The organism is Leptospira idonii (genome assembly GCF_004770995.1).
Lineage (GTDB): Bacteria > Spirochaetota > Leptospiria > Leptospirales > Leptospiraceae > Leptospira_A > Leptospira_A idonii.
This window is the reverse complement of record NZ_RQHW01000065.1, coordinates 56,223-72,563: the sequence shown is the minus strand read 5'-3', so window position 1 is coordinate 72,563 and position 16,341 is coordinate 56,223. Positions and strand designations below refer to the sequence as shown.

18 protein-coding genes, 1 tRNA gene and 1 riboswitch are annotated in these 16,341 nt (G+C 41.8%); of the genes, 12 read left to right on the top strand and 7 right to left on the bottom strand.

Annotated elements, in window-relative coordinates; translation table 11 throughout:
- Positions 1 to 21: 21 nt before the first annotated feature.
- Positions 22 to 1,203, bottom strand: coding sequence for a radical SAM family heme chaperone HemW (hemW, locus tag EHS15_RS16460; RefSeq protein ID WP_135761680.1), 1,182 nt, complete (start codon positions 1,201 to 1,203; stop codon positions 22 to 24).
- On the opposite strand from hemW, the gene EHS15_RS16455 reads away from it, so the two are divergent.
- The 5 genes from EHS15_RS16455 to EHS15_RS16435 all read left to right on the top strand — a co-directional run bounded on the left by EHS15_RS16455 (position 1,202) and on the right by EHS15_RS16435 (position 4,335).
- Positions 1,202 to 1,699, top strand: a complete 498-nt coding sequence (locus tag EHS15_RS16455) for a hypothetical protein (protein WP_135761679.1) — start codon at positions 1,202 to 1,204, stop codon at positions 1,697 to 1,699. The genes hemW and EHS15_RS16455 overlap by 2 nt on opposite strands.
- Before the next feature lie 53 nt (positions 1,700 to 1,752).
- Positions 1,753 to 1,826, top strand: a tRNA-Ile gene (locus tag EHS15_RS16450).
- Between the two features lie 31 nt (positions 1,827 to 1,857).
- Positions 1,858 to 2,433, top strand: a complete 576-nt coding sequence (locus EHS15_RS16445; protein ID WP_135761678.1) for a bifunctional nuclease family protein — start codon at positions 1,858 to 1,860, stop codon at positions 2,431 to 2,433.
- A 163-nt stretch (positions 2,434 to 2,596) separates the two neighbouring features.
- Positions 2,597 to 2,962: a phasin-related domain-containing protein gene (locus EHS15_RS16440; protein ID WP_135761677.1), complete on the top strand. Its 366-nt coding sequence runs from the start codon at positions 2,597 to 2,599 to the stop codon at positions 2,960 to 2,962.
- 89 nt (positions 2,963 to 3,051) lie between these two features.
- The gene (locus EHS15_RS16435; protein ID WP_135761676.1) at positions 3,052 to 4,335 is read left to right on the top strand and encodes an MFS transporter; all 1,284 of its coding nucleotides are present in this window, start codon (positions 3,052 to 3,054) and stop codon (positions 4,333 to 4,335) included.
- Here the strand turns inward: EHS15_RS16435 and EHS15_RS16430 are convergent.
- Complete coding sequence (locus EHS15_RS16430) at positions 4,330 to 4,956, bottom strand: hypothetical protein (protein ID WP_246052248.1); 627 nt, start codon at positions 4,954 to 4,956, stop codon at positions 4,330 to 4,332. The two genes, EHS15_RS16435 and EHS15_RS16430, sit on opposite strands and share 6 nt — an antisense overlap.
- Positions 4,957 to 5,093: 137 nt before the next feature.
- On the bottom strand, positions 5,094 to 6,251 hold the full coding sequence (locus EHS15_RS16425; protein WP_135761675.1) for an Lsa36 family surface (lipo)protein: 1,158 nt from the start codon (positions 6,249 to 6,251) through the stop codon (positions 5,094 to 5,096).
- A 137-nt stretch (positions 6,252 to 6,388) separates the two neighbouring features.
- Between EHS15_RS16425 and EHS15_RS16420 the strand changes: the two genes are divergently transcribed.
- Together EHS15_RS16420 and thiC are read left to right on the top strand one after the other, a co-directional pair.
- Positions 6,389 to 6,763, top strand: coding sequence for a PilZ domain-containing protein (locus EHS15_RS16420; protein ID WP_135761674.1), 375 nt, complete (start codon positions 6,389 to 6,391; stop codon positions 6,761 to 6,763).
- An 82-nt stretch (positions 6,764 to 6,845) separates the two neighbouring features.
- A riboswitch (TPP riboswitch) is annotated at positions 6,846 to 6,940 on the top strand.
- A gap of 103 nt (positions 6,941 to 7,043) precedes the next feature.
- A complete protein-coding gene (gene thiC, locus EHS15_RS16415; protein ID WP_135761673.1) occupies positions 7,044 to 8,534 on the top strand; it encodes a phosphomethylpyrimidine synthase ThiC in 1,491 nt (496 codons plus the stop codon).
- Positions 8,535 to 8,665: 131 nt separating this feature from the next.
- Here thiC and EHS15_RS16410 read toward each other — a convergent pair whose 3' ends face one another.
- The 4 genes from EHS15_RS16410 to EHS15_RS16395 form a co-directional block, all read right to left on the bottom strand.
- The gene (locus tag EHS15_RS16410; RefSeq protein WP_135761672.1) at positions 8,666 to 9,796 is read right to left on the bottom strand and encodes an acyl-CoA dehydrogenase family protein; all 1,131 of its coding nucleotides are present in this window, start codon (positions 9,794 to 9,796) and stop codon (positions 8,666 to 8,668) included.
- A gap of 48 nt (positions 9,797 to 9,844) precedes the next feature.
- Positions 9,845 to 11,998 (bottom strand): cAMP/cGMP-dependent 3',5'-cyclic-AMP/GMP phosphodiesterase, encoded by a 2,154-nt coding sequence (locus EHS15_RS16405; RefSeq protein WP_135761671.1) that lies wholly within the window; start codon positions 11,996 to 11,998, stop codon positions 9,845 to 9,847.
- A gap of 18 nt (positions 11,999 to 12,016) precedes the next feature.
- A complete protein-coding gene (gene trxA, locus EHS15_RS16400; protein ID WP_135761670.1) occupies positions 12,017 to 12,328 on the bottom strand; it encodes a thioredoxin in 312 nt (103 codons plus the stop codon).
- A gap of 70 nt (positions 12,329 to 12,398) precedes the next feature.
- Complete coding sequence (locus EHS15_RS16395; RefSeq protein ID WP_135761669.1) at positions 12,399 to 13,208, bottom strand: hypothetical protein; 810 nt, start codon at positions 13,206 to 13,208, stop codon at positions 12,399 to 12,401.
- Positions 13,209 to 13,323: 115 nt separating this feature from the next.
- Here EHS15_RS16395 and EHS15_RS16390 point away from each other — a divergent pair, with 115 nt between their 5' ends.
- Genes EHS15_RS16390 through EHS15_RS16370 form a run of 5 tightly spaced genes read left to right on the top strand, consistent with a single transcriptional unit; the run spans position 13,324 to position 16,229 of the window.
- Positions 13,324 to 13,536: a hypothetical protein gene (locus tag EHS15_RS16390; RefSeq protein ID WP_135761668.1), complete on the top strand. Its 213-nt coding sequence runs from the start codon at positions 13,324 to 13,326 to the stop codon at positions 13,534 to 13,536.
- A gap of 5 nt (positions 13,537 to 13,541) precedes the next feature.
- Entirely contained in the window at positions 13,542 to 13,865 is a 324-nt protein-coding gene (locus EHS15_RS16385) for a TRL domain-containing protein (RefSeq protein WP_167884263.1), read from the top strand.
- Positions 13,862 to 14,188, top strand: a complete 327-nt coding sequence (locus EHS15_RS16380) for a TRL domain-containing protein (protein WP_135761666.1) — start codon at positions 13,862 to 13,864, stop codon at positions 14,186 to 14,188. The genes EHS15_RS16385 and EHS15_RS16380 overlap by 4 nt, the downstream gene beginning before the upstream one ends.
- Complete coding sequence (locus EHS15_RS16375) at positions 14,188 to 15,207, top strand: prolipoprotein diacylglyceryl transferase (protein WP_135761665.1); 1,020 nt, start codon at positions 14,188 to 14,190, stop codon at positions 15,205 to 15,207. The genes EHS15_RS16380 and EHS15_RS16375 overlap by 1 nt, the downstream gene beginning before the upstream one ends.
- Complete coding sequence (locus tag EHS15_RS16370) at positions 15,204 to 16,229, top strand: ankyrin repeat domain-containing protein (RefSeq protein ID WP_135761664.1); 1,026 nt, start codon at positions 15,204 to 15,206, stop codon at positions 16,227 to 16,229. The genes EHS15_RS16375 and EHS15_RS16370 overlap by 4 nt, the downstream gene beginning before the upstream one ends.
- Positions 16,230 to 16,341: the final 112 nt, after the last annotated feature.

The following is a 16,341-nucleotide window of genomic DNA, read 5'->3' as shown; positions in this document are numbered from 1 at the left end:
GAACTTCTTTTACATTCTTTTTTAGGATTCCGAAACTAATTCCAATATCAAATCATCCAAAAGAAAGAGTGCGTTTTGTTTCCATTGGAATGTGTTCCCATCCCATTCGCATAGATCTCTTTCTTTGAATCGGGAAATGATTTTCAGTATTTGTTCCTTATCTTTTTGTAAAAAGGCATCCAAATAAGAAGGCAATGAAATAGGGAGAAACAATCGGAAAAGAGAAAGTGCGATTTCTTCTCTCGGAGAAACAGGTTCCGAAACAGCTGCCCCCGGCTTTTTGAGATAGGCAGAGGAGTTTCTTGGGTTCCCATAACGTTTGTTATCCAAAAAACCGTGCGCTCCAGGCCCCAAACCCAGATAGGGTTCGTAGGTCCAATATTTGAGATTGTGTCTGGAAAACTCGTTTTCTTTACAGTAATTGGAAACTTCGTACCAAATGTATCCTAAATCTTGCATTTTACGAGGAAGTAGCTCTAGAATTTCCCTTTGCATTTCCTCGTTCGGAGCTTTTGTTTTTTTATCTTTTACGTTTCTGGAATATGCCGTGCCTTTTTCTAAAGTAAGAGAATACAGACTAATATGCTTTAATTGAAGATTTGTGAAGTATTCCAAGTCTTTCCAAAAATCATCTTCGTTGGAATCGGGCATTCCGTACATAAGGTCGATTCCCACTCTTTCGATGGGAGATTGGGAAAGAATCTCTCCTATTTTCTCGTATTTATCTTTTTCATAATGCCTTCCTAAAAAATGCAGGTCTTTGTGGTTTCTGGTTTGTACTCCCACGTTCAATCGATTGATCCCTGCTTGTTTTAAGCCAATAAGAAACTCTGAAGAAAGATCTTCCGGATTGGCTTCCAAAGAAATTTCCACGTCTTCGGTGACATTCAATTCCTTCTTAAAAAAAGAGAGAAGGTTATTCCAATTTTCAGCAGATGCTTTACTGGGAGTTCCTCCTCCCATAAAGATAGTATCTATTTTACGATCTCTTAAATCGGCGGAGTTTTCCAAACGAAGGAAAAATTCTTTTTTATAAGTATCGAATAATTCTTGTTCAATGTCGGATTTTCCTGGCCCGATCCCTTCCGAATAAAAATCGCAATAATCGCATTTTTGATAACAGAAAGGATAATGGATGTAGATTCCCATATATCCTTTTCTTGCTTGCAGGGGTCTGGAAACTTGTGTGGAAATGGAATTCATGAAACGGGCTTCGCTTTTGATTCTCTATTTGGGGGTTAGTTTTACAACGATTCTTTCGGAAGAGTTGATTTTAAAAGACTCGATTTATTCCTGGAACGGCATAGAGTTTCGATTCCCTGAAGATTCTGTGATCAAAGTGCAAAACCTAAGTTTTGAATCCTCTGTTCGTGTTTATCCAGCCAGAAGGGATCCTTTTTTTCTGGTGATTAGAAAGATCCCTCTCTCTTCCGTTTCTTTTGCCAGACCTTCCTGGGAATCTGAAATTTTTTGGAACGGAAAAAATAAAGAATCGGAAACCTTTCCGGGAGAAGGGGAAAAAATTTTAGTCTACAAAGCGGATCAAATCCGAAATCAAAATCTGCTTCGAACCAATCTATGGATTTGGGAAAGAAAAGATGGAAATATTTGGATTTGGCTGGTCTGGAGAAAGGATAGATCCGACTTAACCGAGTTTTTTGAAAAAGGTAGGTTTATTCCTGCAAGGGGAATCCAGTGAAGTTGTTTTCTGCTTGTCTCTCCCTTTTTCTTAAAAAGATTGGAATGGGTAAAGGGCCTATAGCTCAGTTGGTTAGAGCAGCAGACTCATAATCTGCGGGTCGAAGGTTCGAGCCCTTCTGGGCCCATTTATATTTTATTAAGAGGCAAAAGGGATTTATGGAATTTTTCGAAGTGAAAATCTCTGACATTAGCCTGACCAATGTTGGGTTCGCCGTGTTCCTTCGTCCGAAAGAAGGCGACGACAATCGAGTGGTTCCGATTTTCATCGGACCTTTGGAAACCCACTCCATCACCACAGTGATCGACGGAACGAAACCTCCTCGTCCCATGACCCACGACCTTATGCTTTATATGCTCACTGCTATGGGAGCCAGTGTTCTAAAGATCACTATCGAAGAAATCATAGACAGTACGTTTTATGCGAAAATTCAACTTCGCAGAGATGAAGAGATCATCACTTTGGATGCACGTCCTTCCGATTCGATCGCATTGGCTCTTCGTGCCAATGCACCGATCTATATCGCTAAGTCCGTTTTGGATGAAGCGGGAATCATTATGAAAGAGGATGAAATCCAAGGAGAGAGCATTGCTCCTGAGAAAAAAATCCAAGCACTTCCTAAATCGAACCTACAGATTCTGGAAGAGACATTGGAAAACGCCTTGAAAACGGAAGATTACGAAACAGCCGCCAAAATCAGGGACCAAATCAAAAAGCTCATCGAAAACAGCTAATCTTACAATTGTTAGTTTAGGAAATAACAATTCCGTGAAATGGATCCGGAATTATGTCTTATCACAAACGGCTTAAATTCCTTTTTTTTATTGTCACATTCCGTCGGCATCTTTAATTTTGGGTAACCAAAAGAAAGGGAGACTCTCCCGATAGGAATGTTGTATGGAAAAATTGGTAATGGACGTAGTGAATGCCGGAATCGCTTTGTTTCGCTCCGGAGAAGAAAAACTAAGAACAGCTGTTGTTGATTTAGAAAAAGTGTATAATGAGCTTAAAGCTAAAGGTGAATTAGACAAATCTCCTGAGTCACAAAAAATCAGAGACCTTCTGAGCAAAACTCTTGCGGATGCACAAGGTGCAATCGGTAAAACCAACGCAAGTTACGACGAAATCGTAGCTAAATTGCAGGCAAACTACCAAGCAATTTATCAACAACTTGACACTGCTCTTCCTCCACAAGTGAAGGAAAAAGCAAAACAAGCATTAGATGAGTTAAAAGCTTTGATCGAAAAAGTAAAAACGAAATAAAGTTTTTCCCTTTTTCTTTCTATTTTTAGCGAAAAGTCACGGAGTTTTCTGTGGCTTTTTTTGTTTGTCCTCTATTTCTTAGAAATTACATGGAAAATTCCAAACGAACTAAATTGATTCTATTTCTAATCGTATTCACGGATATGATGGGTTTTTCTCTTCTTTTCCCTCTTTTTCCCAAAACCATCGAACATTTTTTAGCTAAGGGAAACGATCCCGTTTTTGAAGCATTCCATTCCGCCGCCATTTGGTTGGGACAAGACGGAAAGTCTGAGTTCACCATGGTTTTGTTTGGCGGTATTCTAGGTTCCGTTTATTCTTTTTTGCAGTTTTTATCCGCTCCCGTTTGGGGCAAAATGTCCGATCGTCTGGGCAGAAGACACATATTGATGTTTACCACTCTGGGCAGTGTGTTCGGTTATACTCTTTGGTTTTTTTCTTCACAGTTTTGGATGTTCGTTTTATCCCGTGTGATCACCGGAATCATGGGAGGGAATTTATCCGTAGCTTCCGCTGCGATGGCGGATCATACGGATGAAAAATCAAGAGCGGGAGGAATGGGGCTTTTGGGCGCAGGGATCGGTCTAGGGTTTGTCATGGGACCGCTTCTAGGAGGGATCAGTTCTCTTTGGACTTTTATGGATCCTCTTTATCTAAGAGGAAATGCAGTCGTATTTCCTGCATCCGCATTCTTTGCCATCATCGTTTCTCTAGTTACACTTCTATTGATTGTCGTTTTTCTAAAAGAATCGGCGACATTTACTGAAAAGTTTTCTGAGATCCATCCTATACTCGGTTTGAATCGATTGGATTCCAAAAACTTGGTAAAACTATCTTTACTTAATCTTCTTTTTGTTTTGAGTTTTTCCGGTTTCGAATTTGTGATCAATTTTTATCTTTCCGAAGAGTTTCACTTCAGTCCTAAAGAGATCGGCTTCAGCTTTCTTTATATCGGATGTATCATCATACTTGTGCAAGGTGGAATCGTAAGAAGGTTATCCGGTAAAATTCCTGAGAAAAAAATAGTTCAGTTGGGAGCTTTGTCCGTCGCTATCGGTTTTTGTATTCTTTTAATGGAAGAGGGGATCCAAGGGACATTCATTGCCATTTTTTTTCTGGCGTTCGGAAGCGCTCTAGTGAATCCGGGGCTTTCTTCTTTCGCTTCTTTGGAGAGCGGAACAACAAATCAAGGAAGAGCGCTTGGAATTTTTAGAAGTTTCGGTTCTTTGGCAAGAGCGATCTCACCTGTACTATTCGCTATGGTTTATTTTCAAAGAGGCCCGATCTTAACTTTCGGACTCTCTTTATTCGTCTTAGTTTTGTTTGCCGGTCTACTATATCGCATTCGACCGCAGGAGAAAGTTTCCTTATAGGAAACTTTCCAATCGGGAACGAAGCAAAGGAAACAAGGTTTTTTCGTCTAACTTCTCTCCAGTGAGAGAGGTTCTGAGTAAAAAACTGTCTCTGATTTTTCCGTCCGAACTGTTTGCAGTAAAACTGATGATATCGATCCCCAAATGAAACAATGCTTCCGTAATTTGAAATAAAATTCCGGTAGTATCTTTCATTCTCAAATCCATTACAGTAAAGTCGGAAGAAATCGGATTGTATAGTTTCAAAGAAGCTTCCGGATCTCTCACTTTGCGGGCTAAAACATCTCCTTTCCCGTTTTCTCTCAGATACTCCTCTACGGATTTTCCTTCGTAAAACATGGAATAAAGATCTCTTCTGATTTGGGAAAGAAGCGTTTCTGACATTTCCCCCCCGATCCAACTGCGGATCACGAAAAGATCCTGCACATGGCCTTCATGAGAGGTTTCTGCAACAGCTTCTAAGATATCCCAGCCGTGGTTGTAGAGTACGGAAGTAACTCGAAATAAAATTCCCAAATCGTCTTGAGAGAGCGAAATTTTGAGAAGCGTTGTGTCTTTTCTAGGAACACAAGAAACATGCAGGATAGGCTTTTTTGTTTCACTCATAGTAGAAACGGTCATGGTGTACCTCTCTCTATCAAACTGCCTAAAAAATGGGCAAGTGCCTTAACGATTCTTCAGAAATAGACGGTTTGATTCTTTTTCTTACAAGGATGCAAGAAGGATACCAATCAGAGAGAATCCGGGAAAAAATAGAATTAGAAGGCGATTTTAGCGCCAACCATTACGGATTGTACTTTTTGGGCAACAATCGCTTCTACGGTGATTTTGGAAATGAGTATGTTTAGTTCGATACCAGCCACTAAAAAGTTGGTGGAATTGGGAGTCTGTGCCGATCCGCTGAGATCCATCGAAAGAGTTCCTGTTTTTGTTTGTCCCAAAGTAGAAGCAGGGATCAATGCCTGCACTTCCGCAGGCAAACTGGATGCGATGGCACCTGAATCCAATGCGATGGCGAGAGGTCCGGATCGTTCCAATTTTAAATTCGTAGAACCAAAGTTAATCGAGGTTCCCCCTCCGGCAAAGAAGGTGAGAAAATAAAACATTCTAAAGCCGGTTCTTACGTCCAAAGGAATGCTTGTGATGGTGCTGTTGTAATTGAATGTAGTGGCTCCGCCCCAGGTTCCTACTGCAGGACCTAAAGTGACCGATTGGGTTTTGGCATCGTCATAAGTGACGTTGATCACCTGGCGTTGGTAATGCATTCCCATTCCTAAAGAGATTCCTGCGAATTCGAAAATTCCAAGTCCGTCGGAATAACTATCAAAGATATGGAATCGTAATGTGAATCCGCCGGAAGTGATGTCTCCTCCCAATTGCACGTTTTTGTTTTGCGATTCGATGGCTTTCTGAACATCGCCTTGCGCAAAATTGAATTTGAATCCGTGCAGATACAGATTGAACCTATGCATAAACGTTTTTAGATCTTGTTCCGTATCGGAAGGGCCGTCTCCCAACAACCATCCCAAGTTTACCGCAACGACTAAGTTAGGTGAAAGTGATGCTCCTACATTGGGAAGTTTTTGAAAGTTTAAGGATTGATAGGCTACGTTGATATCTTCTTTTTTTTGACCTGCGACTGCAAGCCCCCCTCCCACTTGGAATCGGTTTACGATTCCTGGGCCCATCAAACTGGAGTTGATGTTGGTGATCACAGCGGATTCTGCCATTGTGGACAAAACTTTATCCGTATACTGCGCTTGTAAGGCTTGGTCTACTTGGTTCAATTGGGATTGAATGGCAGTGGGCAGAATCGTACAGGCTTCCCCTGTACAAGTCACTTTCGCTTGGATCGGCAGGGAATAGAAACCGAAAGCGGCGGAGGCGATTATAAGTTTAAAAATAGAGCCTTTCATCTTTCTAATTGCCCGAGACAAGCATCATATCATATATCGGTGACTCGTCTATGCTTTCTTAAGGGAAAAGAACCCTGTTTTTATTTGTGCTTGCCATCTGAATTCCCGAAATCAGAATCCTTTCTGTTTCCTAGTTTATGCCTCAAAACATTCCAGAAAAAAGAAAATTCACAAGGGTCATTCCTGAAGAAAAAGATCCTGTAGAAGTCCATTTGATGGGTACTTTGCTTTTAGATGTTCTCTATGCAAGGGATATCAGTTTGGGAGGAATCGGGATCGTAGCTCCCAACCATTTCGACGAGTGGGATCTGAACGAAAAAATCGAAATCATTGTGGCTTTGCCAGGAGATCTTGCTGACTTTCGCGCCAGAGGAGTGATCAAACAAATCGGTAAAAAGTCGAAAGAATTCGGAATCTACGGGGTGCAGTTTACGGAAATGGGTCCCAAAGGAAAACAAGATCTGAATGTATATGTCCGCAGAATGGAAAGAATCGGCAGGGTTCTTACTTAATCTTCCCTATCTTTTCTTTACCGGTTCGAAAGCGACATAGATTTCTTCGTTGTCAATTTCTATCTAAAATCATAAACTGAATCTGAACCGTTGGGGGTGGGCATGTATTTGCTCTGAGAGAGTCCCCAGGAACCTGATCTGGGTAATGCTTGCGAAGGGAAACGGGAAAAAACACGCTATAGATCCGTCTATTTAGTTATATAGATTGATTCTATCCGCACGTTCCTTTCTTTTTCTTTCGGCCTTTCCAAGAAGTTCTTTCGGTTGGGAGAAGAAGACAATGGATGCCAAACCACAAGAAACATTTATCGTTCCTAGAAACGAAGTCAAGTTAAGCGACGGAACCGTCTATCATAGTTATAGAACCGAGGGAAGTTTGTGTTCCCACCACGAAGGTTTCGATTACAAACAAGGAATCCCCAAACTAAGAAGATCTTGGGTAGACGTTAGAGAAGAAAGAGGGGATCAAAATCATTCCCAAATGTACTATGCTAGGCGAGGGACCATTACGGAAGAGATGAGGTTTGTCGCACTTCGGGAAAATGTAACTCCCGAATTCGTAAGAAATGAAGTCGCAATCGGTCGAGCCATTATTCCATCTAACAAAAGACATTTGGAATTGGAGCCTATGATCATTGGAAAAAAATTTCTTGTTAAGGTGAATGCGAATATCGGTAACTCTGCCATCTCTTCTTCCATAGAAGAGGAAGTGGAGAAACTTCGATGGGCGCTTCGTTGGGGCTCCGACACGGTGATGGATCTTTCCACAGGAAAAAACATTCATGAAACAAGGGAATGGATTTTGCGCAATTCTCCTGCACCGATCGGAACCGTGCCAATCTATCAAGCGTTAGAGAAAGTAAAAGGCAAGGCAGAAAACCTGAATATCGATGTGTTTTTGGAAACATTGGAAGAGCAGGCGGAACAAGGTGTAGATTATTTCACAATCCATGCGGGAGTTCTGCACGACTATGTAAGGCATACGGAAAAAAGAATCACAGGGATCGTATCCAGGGGTGGCTCCATTATGGCTCGCTGGTGTTTGCATCATAAAAAGGAAAATTTTCTATACGAACATTTCGACAAAATCAACCAAGTGATGAAAAAATACGGAATCTCTTATTCGTTAGGTGATGGACTTCGTCCAGGATGTATTGCTGATGCCAACGACGAAGCTCAATTCTCCGAGCTTAGAACTTTGGGAGAACTTACGAAAAGAGCCTGGGAAGACGACATCCAAGTCATGGTGGAAGGACCGGGCCATGTTCCTATGCATTTGGTGGAAGAAAACGTAAGATTACAATCCGAACTTTGCAACGAAGCTCCTTTTTATACTTTGGGGCCTTTGGTGACGGACATCGCTCCCGGTTACGATCATATCACTTCCGCCATAGGAGCGGCTATGATCGCATGGCACGGAACGGCAATGCTTTGTTATGTGACTCCGAAAGAACATTTGGGGCTTCCCAATAAACAGGACGTAAAAGACGGAATGATCGCATATAAAATCGCGGCTCACGCCGCGGATTTAGCGAAAGGACATCCCGGCGCTCAGGAGAGAGACAATCTTCTCAGCAAAGCCAGATTCGAATTCAGATGGGAGGATCAATTCGCTCTTTCCTTGGATCCGGAACTTGCCCGTTCTTACCACGACGAAACATTGCCTCAGGACGGAATGAAAAAAGCACATTTCTGTTCTATGTGCGGACCTCATTTCTGTTCTATGCACCTCACACAAGAATTGAGAAAAGAAGAGGCGAGTAGAAGATAAAAAGAAGGAAAAAATTTTAGCAGTTTGTTTGATTACACAGGCGCCGGAAGATCCGTCCGCCTGTGTGTTTTTTGAAATGTCGTTTTGGAAAAGTTTTTTCTTAGGATCTTTCTCTTATGAAAGAAGAAAGATTATAAACCGAGTCCTCTTCCTATGATCTCTTTCATGATCTCAGTGGTTCCTGCATAAATGGTTTGGATCCTTGCATCCAGATAAGCTCTGGCGATAGGATACTCCATCATATAACCGTAACCTCCGAAGAACTGAAGGCATTCATCCGTATGTCTTTTTTGCATTTCAGTAGTGTACCATTTGCACATAGAGGCTTCCACAGTGGTATTTTCGCCTTTCATGTGTTCGATGATTACTTTATCCATAAACACTTGCGCCATTTCCAGTTCGGTCGCCATCTCTGCCATTTTGAACTTTGTATTTTGGAAAGAACCGATCTTTTGACCGAACGCTTTTCTTTCTTTGATGTATTGCAATGTGATGGTTTGCACAAGGCGGGTAGCTTCTACTGCAGCCAAGGCAAGAACCAAACGTTCCTGAGCCAATTTTTGCATTAGATAACGGAAACCTTGTCCTTCTTTACCGATGAGGTTTTTTTTAGGAACCTTAACGTCGTTATAGTAAAGTTCGGAGGTATCTTGCGCTTTTAAACCGATCTTATCCAGATTGCGGCCTCTTTCGAAACCTTCCATTCCTTCTTCTACCATAAGAAGAGAGATGGTTCCGTTTTCATGTTTCACCGCAGTGATGATTAAATCGGACAACTGACCGTTGGAGATGAAAGTTTTCTGGCCGTTCACCAGATAATGGTCTCCTTTATCGACTGCGCTTGTGCGTAAGGATTTTAAATCAGAACCGGCACCTGGTTCCGTCATTGCGATCGCAAGAATGCTTTCTCCTGTGACGCATTTAGGAAGCCATCTTTTCTTTTGTTCGTCATTCGCATAAGTGGAGATATACGGTGCGATGACGTCATTGTGAAGAGAAACGAAAAAACCGCTGTTTCCCACTCGGGAAGATTCTTCTATGATGATTACGTTGTAGAGAAAGTCGGCTCCGGCTCCTCCGAATTCAGGATCCACATTCGGGCAAAGTAATCCGTATTCTCCCGCCTTTCTCCAAACTTCTTTGGGTACTATGTGTTTTTTTTCCCATTCTTCATGATTGGGTTTGACTTCAGTTTCGAAAAATTTCCGAGCCATCTCTCGGAATTGGTGGTGTTCTTCGGTAAAAGGCAGGATGCGATCCATGCAAGTGACTCCTTTGCATGTAGATGGTAAAAGAATGGCGAAATTAGGTCAATTATAAACAGTGTTCAGTTTCATATAAACACCCGGATTTTTCTTGATGTACTGAATCGCATCTTCCTGTCCCAAAACATAGAGTTCCGTTCCCGGCCAGGCCACAAATGTGAAACTGGAAGGGAGCTTTTTGGTCAGAGGGTAGATTTCTCCTACAAAGTCTCCCGGCCCGAGTTCACGGATGGTTCTGTGATTTTGCATCACCACAACGGTTCCGGAACGAACGATAAACGCTTTTTCGAAACTGCGGCCTTCTTCGATCAGAACTTCTTCCGATTTGACCGTTTCGAATTTTAAGATCAGCTCCAATTGAGTGACTTGGTAACTAGTGAGTCCTCGGAATGTTTGGGATTCTGTCAAAGTTTTCCAAGTATTTGTCTCTCGGATAGAATTGAGTTTGATGAAGTTTTCGTGAAGTTTGGATCCTCGGATGAACTGGAAAAACCTCATTTTATCTATGGTAAGAGCTACCACATCCGTTTCCGCATATACGTCCGCTTGGCGGAGAGTGTCCAAAATAAGGGAAGCTTCTCCGAAGTATTCGTATGTTCCGTATCTTTTGACGGCGCTGTGGTCTCCCGATAGACCTTCGAATCTCACATTGCCGGAAGCGATGATGAAAAAACGGTCCCCATGGGTTCCTTTTTTGATGATCTGTTCCCCTCTGTGGAATTTTTCTTCCTTTACGATTTGTAGGAACTCCTTCGCCTTTTCGATGGGGAATCCTGAGAAGATATCGATTTGAGATAAAATTTCCAAAAGTTTGAAAGCATCTTGGTGTTTCGGGGGAGTGATTTCCGGATAAAGAGTGTTTTCGATTCCGAACTTCGCCAAAGTGAGATGGGTTCCTTGCGGCATATCTTTGGAAGCGATATGATAGACAGTGATTCTTTTTTGAACTTCTTCCGGCAAGGATGCCAAATAACTGATCTTAGTATGAAGAGGAGGAACCCCCGCTTCATGATAAATGACTTTTCTGTCCCAAGGGAAATCTTTCAGGAACTGGTATCTTGTTTCGGGAAGAACCCCTTTTTTGTACATATCATCGAAAGCTTCCGGATCGTTCAAATGGTCGGATGTATAATAGAAGGATTGGTCTTGGAAAAAGAACTCGAAACCTACGGAAGGAATGGAGTGGATCGCATAATGAAAGTAAAACTCTCCTCCGTTGATGATCGTTGGACGACCGATGACTACGGGGATAAAGTCGAATAGATCCGTGATTTCTTTTCTGGGAATTTTCGTTAAACTGCAGTATTTTCTAAGAAAAGATTCCATCACTGTCGCAGTGGCATAGATAGTGATTTTGGACTCTTCCAAAATCTTTTGGAACGTACCGGCATCGTGGTCTGCGTGGCAATGGGTGAGGATGATGGAGTTGATGAGTTTCGGATTTACGTTCGATCCTCTGAGCCATTCCGTAGAGTTTACGGGAGGATCGACCATTATCCCTTGGCCATTCAGCCAAATGATAAACCCGGAAGTGTTGTCGTTCGGATCGAATCCGTGAGAAGGTCCAAGACAAGTGATTCCGATCAGAGGAGGTTGAAAAGGTTCTAACAATCGTTCACCGATGTCAAACTTTACGTGGAAGTCCACTTCTCCCGGAATTTTGATTTTTTTATCATTGTCGATGAGCAGGAATTCGTTGCTGGGAAGTTGTTCGATTGTAATTCCACCGAACTTTACTTTGTGGTTTTCATCGAAGAGAATGAACTCTACCACATCTTCCATGGATTTATAACTACGGAAATAGGCCATTTCCGCTTTGATGTCGGGGAAACCGTAACTTTGTTCCCCTTCTATGAATTCGGATGCTAAATTGAGTTCTGCAGGTCCCATCAAGGACTCTCCCAAAACAATTGTTAACTGTTCTTTTTGCTCCGGCGAACAAACAATAAATGTTTTTTTTCCGCCGCGGAAAAAGAAGTTAAAATAAATAGGGAACTCCAATTCGGCAACGGAGATCCCTTTTTCAACGTGAAAGAATTTATTGGGAAGTACGAATACTAAGGGCGTTTTTTTTTCCAAGCCCATCGTATCTTTGATGGTTTCGGGAGGAGATCCGAATTGGATGTATCCTTCCGAAGTGTCTACTAAGTATCCCCCCCTGGGGAGTGCGGTAAAACCGTTTGGTTCTGAACTTACCATGAAGGGATAATTTATTTCCTATTTGTGGTTTTCGATGAATTTTTTGATTTGAGGTTTTGGTAAAGCACCAATTGCCTTATCGACTAAAACACCGTTTTTGTACAAGAGAAGAGTAGGGATGGATTGGATACCCAATTCCTGAGCGGTCTTTTGGTTGAAGTCAACATTCAACTTTTTGATTTTTACTTCCGCCATTTCATTAGAAAGTTCATCTAAAACAGGAGCTACCATTTTGCATGGTCCGCACCATTCTGCCCAACAGTCTACAAGAACCATTCCACTAGAGGTCTCTGTTTTGAAATTGGCGTCATTGATTTCTGTAAGTGCCATTTTCCTATTCTCCTTTCGAAAGGTTATCCTTTCCAAGTACTAGACTGTCCATCAGGGGCAAAATCGTCGATTATTGTTTCTTTTTTTTCTTTTTGTCATCCGATTCTAGGTCGGAGATTTTTTGCTGGAAGGATTCGATCAGGGTTTTTGTTTTTTCCAAATCTTCGGTTTCCCCCGTAATTTGAAATATCTTTCTATTCATTTCCAACATTTCCACGGAGTGTTTCAAATCTGTGGAATCTTGTGTGGACATTTCGAATTTGGAACGATAGTCCTGAGCGGCAGAGTTGGCAAGCTCAATGATCAAATTAAAGTGTTCTTTTCGGGTATAATAGAAGGGGTTGTCAAGATCTTGCTCTTTTTCATAGGCAATGAAATCGAATAGGTTTTTGGAACATCCTGCCAATCGATAATGAATGTCCGGCCAGCTCCATTTCCACTTAGAATTGGTTCCGAAAGCGACTATGGTTTTTTTGATCGATTCCCTGAGACCTTTGATCAGGTTCAGCCTTTGTGTGGGGGTGATTCTTTCGATTTTAGCCAACATCTCCTTGTTCTCGGAAAGAGATCCGTCGATGTTATTGCTGACCGTTTTTTCGATAAAGGAGATACAGTTGTAAATTTCTTTCCTACCTGTCTCCAGATAATTGTTGTTATTGATTTCCAGAATGGCGGTAGAGAGTTCGTTGATCACATTACAAGTGTTGATTGTTTTTACGGAATTGATTGCCAATGCGATATTGAAATAAGGTTCCATTTCCTTGTTTTTTTTGGATTGGACTTTGTAGATATTTGCTTCTTTTTTGAGTTCTTCCAGGTAATTTTTGAAATCTACCAGTTTCTCGTTAAAATCTGCTTTTTTTTCTTTTGTGATCGCCATATCGCTTCTTTCATTTTCGGCACAAATTTCAAATCGTGTCCACTTTTTAAAAAAACCGCCTTACTCCTGAAAAAACAAATCGACCCCTCCCTATTCTCTATCATCTTAGAGAAAAATGAACGAAATTCCTAGAAAAGGGCGCGATTTTTTAGATCTTCTCGATACCTATAAGTACATGAACGATCCCATTTTTTGGGAGACGATGGAACCGGACGGACGTTGGGACTTTGCGCAAGGATGGGTTCATCTTCATATCCCAGAATCGGAATGGAGACTTCGTTTGGCGGAAAAATTTCCCCCTTTGCATTCCGAAGGAACCAATCGGTAAATTTTGTGATCCGCAGAAATTCGATCTTTTTCTGTGTCCTCGTACTTTTATGTTTCTGTAAATGTTCCACTGCGGGGATTTTTACCCCTATCGGATTTTCCGTTTATAAAGACGTAAAAGAACCTGTTTCCGTCGGACCTTCCACTTCTTACGAAAAATCCGGAGAAGCTTGTGCCTACAACTTCGGAGGTTTTTATGTGGGAGGAGACTTTTCCCTCAGAAAAGCGATGGAGAACGGAAACATCACAAAACCTGGCTTAGTTGACAGATCCACATTTGCCATTGCTACTATTTTCGCAAAAGTTTGCACACGCGTGTTAGGAGAATGAAATCCTTTCTTCCTCTCTTTCTTTTCCCTTTTCTTTTTTCTCATTGTATCTTTGCAGATTATACTGTCATCGGGGGTGGTTTGACCGTAGGGGTAAGAGAGCCTTTCGAAACGAATTCCTTTCAAACTGTCGAATCTACCGCATCGGGAGAAGCTTGCTCATATAATTTTTTCTATTTGATTTCTTTGGGAGATTCCTCTCTTTACAAAGCCAAAGAAAAAGCGAATCTCAAAACGATTGCATTTGCGGATCGTATCGTGGTTCACTACAATATTCTTTTTTATTTTCTTACTATATCATGCACTAGAGTCACAGGAACATAATGTACCCGGTTAACATCGATTTTTGGATTTTTCACTTCAGAGGTTATGAGGGCCACTGGGCAGTCGGCATTCTCATTATGGGTTTCTTTTATCAAAGATACAGATCTTTGAAAGCAGGTTACGAGCAGGATTGGTACAATAAAGCTTGGGGATATGCCATCCTTTCCGGTCTGATTTTCGCCAGAGTGTTTCATTTTTTATTTTGGGACACTGCCCGCTTTTTGGAAAATCCTACCATACTATTCACTTCCACTGGCGGCTTTGCCATATTAGGTGGAACCATAGGAACCGCATTCGGTGCCTGGGTGTATTGCAGATTCACTAAAGTCAATTTTTTGCATTGGTGCGATAGTTTGATGATTCCTCTCACTTTGGGGCTTTGCATCAGCAGATTCTCCTGTTTCCTCAACGGAGATGCTTACGGTCTTCCTACTAGTTCCATCTTCGGAGTAGTGTTTTCCGAAAACAGCGATGCATGGATGGCGGAATGGAAATATCTGCATCAGTATTATGCAAATCATCCTGATCCTCTTTCCGTAATTTCCAGTTTGTTTCAACCGCAGGTTTATTTGGGAGACATTCCTTTGCCAGCCAGTCTTTCTCATTTGAAAGAACTTGGTTATCAAACCTTGGCTGATCTAACGGTTCTTTATCCTCCTACCGCTTCCGGAGAGTATCAAAAGGAATTATTGAGGTTGGGTCTAATTCCTTTTCCTGTAGTATATCCAAAAGTACATCCTGCACAGTTGTATGAAGTTTTCATTATGTTTATCGTTTTGATGGCGATGTACAAAATAGAAACTTTTCCTTGGTCCAAAGAAAGAATGTTTTTTGTCTTCTGGCTATTCTACGGTTTGAACCGGTTTCTCATTGAGTTTTTCAGGGGGGATCGTAATTTAGCGCTGGGAAGTTTGACGTATGCGCAGGTGATTTCATTGGCCATCGTCTTCTTTGCCGTTGTCGGTTTTATCATTAAATCCAAATATATGTCTAGAAAAGAATCGGAGTCTTTAACATGAGATTTTTACTACTGAGTTTGATTGTAGGGTTATTCGTTTCCTGCACTGGAAATCGAAAATTATTTCAGGCGGCGCGTGACGGAGATGAATCCCGCATCAAAGCATATTTAGCCGAAAACAAAGACGTCAACGTTAAAGACGATTCAGAAACCACTATGCTTATTTACGCTGCAGGTCATGGAAATAAAGAGATCGTTTCCATCTTGCTGGATGCAGGAACCGATGTAAACGCCTCCAATAAAGACAAAAGAACCGCTTTGATGATGGCAGCTAACTTCGGACATACGGAAATTGCGAAGTTACTTATCGCTAAGGGTGCAGATGTGAATCTTCGAGACAATGTCGGCTGGGATGCGCTTATGGTTTCCATCTTACGTTACCAAGGTGATATTGCCAAAGAAATCATGAAGAAAAAGCCGAATCTGAAGCACCAAAACACGGAAGGACAATCCGCATTGATTTTGGCGATCGTGCATCAATTCTCCGAGATCGTTCCTTCTCTTCTCAAATCGGGAGCGGAAGTGAACCAAACGGATATTTTCGGGGAAACGGCGCTCATCAAAGCGGTGGCTAGAAACGATATAGACGGAATCAAGTTACTCGTAAAGGCGAAGGCGGATCTGAAAGCCTCAAGTAAAGACGGCAAAACTGTCGTTATGATGGCGGCTAAAAAAGGGCAAACGGATGTTCTCAAGGTTTTGTATGAAGCTCGTGCCGATTTTAATGCACAAGATTCCAACGGTTTTACTGCGCTGATGTGGGCGGTAAATATGGGATCCGTTTCTGTGCTTAAATCATTATTAGATTATAATGCCAATCCGAACATTCAAGACAAATCGGGGCAAACAGTTTTGATGAGAGCGGCAGAGCAAGGAAACCAAGAGATGGTTTCTCTTATCTTAAACAAAAGACCTAATTTGAAATTGAAAGACAACCAAGGAAAGACTGCTTTGGCGGTCGCTTTGAGTGCCAGTCAAGGAGAGATTGCTGAACTGATGAGAAGGGCAGGGGCGAAAGAATAAGCTATTTTTTTCAGGGACAAGGATGTATCGAATTTGGCAGACGATGCATCCTGAAAATCTAACCGGTGAAGCCAAGTAGCGTAGCCGGTTAAAAAAGCCAACGAACCCTCGT

What these genes read in the sequence shown, in the direction of transcription:
- EHS15_RS16455 (WP_135761679.1), top strand. Translation starts at nt 1,202, where the DNA reads ATGAAACGGGCTTCGCTTTTGATTCTCTATTTGGGGGTTAGTTTTACA.
- hemW (WP_135761680.1), bottom strand. Translation starts at nt 1,203, where the DNA reads ATGAATTCCATTTCCACACAAGTTTCCAGACCCCTGCAAGCAAGAAAA.
- EHS15_RS16445 (WP_135761678.1), top strand. Translation starts at nt 1,858, where the DNA reads ATGGAATTTTTCGAAGTGAAAATCTCTGACATTAGCCTGACCAATGTT.
- EHS15_RS16440 (WP_135761677.1), top strand. Translation starts at nt 2,597, where the DNA reads ATGGAAAAATTGGTAATGGACGTAGTGAATGCCGGAATCGCTTTGTTT.
- EHS15_RS16435 (WP_135761676.1), top strand. Translation starts at nt 3,052, where the DNA reads ATGGAAAATTCCAAACGAACTAAATTGATTCTATTTCTAATCGTATTC.
- EHS15_RS16430 (WP_246052248.1), bottom strand. Translation starts at nt 4,956, where the DNA reads ATGACCGTTTCTACTATGAGTGAAACAAAAAAGCCTATCCTGCATGTT.
- EHS15_RS16425 (WP_135761675.1), bottom strand. Translation starts at nt 6,251, where the DNA reads ATGAAAGGCTCTATTTTTAAACTTATAATCGCCTCCGCCGCTTTCGGT.
- EHS15_RS16420 (WP_135761674.1), top strand. Translation starts at nt 6,389, where the DNA reads ATGCCTCAAAACATTCCAGAAAAAAGAAAATTCACAAGGGTCATTCCT.
- thiC (WP_135761673.1), top strand. Translation starts at nt 7,044, where the DNA reads ATGGATGCCAAACCACAAGAAACATTTATCGTTCCTAGAAACGAAGTC.
- EHS15_RS16410 (WP_135761672.1), bottom strand. Translation starts at nt 9,796, where the DNA reads ATGGATCGCATCCTGCCTTTTACCGAAGAACACCACCAATTCCGAGAG.
- EHS15_RS16405 (WP_135761671.1), bottom strand. Translation starts at nt 11,998, where the DNA reads ATGGTAAGTTCAGAACCAAACGGTTTTACCGCACTCCCCAGGGGGGGA.
- trxA (WP_135761670.1), bottom strand. Translation starts at nt 12,328, where the DNA reads ATGGCACTTACAGAAATCAATGACGCCAATTTCAAAACAGAGACCTCT.
- EHS15_RS16395 (WP_135761669.1), bottom strand. Translation starts at nt 13,208, where the DNA reads ATGGCGATCACAAAAGAAAAAAAAGCAGATTTTAACGAGAAACTGGTA.
- EHS15_RS16390 (WP_135761668.1), top strand. Translation starts at nt 13,324, where the DNA reads ATGAACGAAATTCCTAGAAAAGGGCGCGATTTTTTAGATCTTCTCGAT.
- EHS15_RS16380 (WP_135761666.1), top strand. Translation starts at nt 13,862, where the DNA reads ATGAAATCCTTTCTTCCTCTCTTTCTTTTCCCTTTTCTTTTTTCTCAT.
- EHS15_RS16375 (WP_135761665.1), top strand. Translation starts at nt 14,188, where the DNA reads ATGTACCCGGTTAACATCGATTTTTGGATTTTTCACTTCAGAGGTTAT.
- EHS15_RS16370 (WP_135761664.1), top strand. Translation starts at nt 15,204, where the DNA reads ATGAGATTTTTACTACTGAGTTTGATTGTAGGGTTATTCGTTTCCTGC.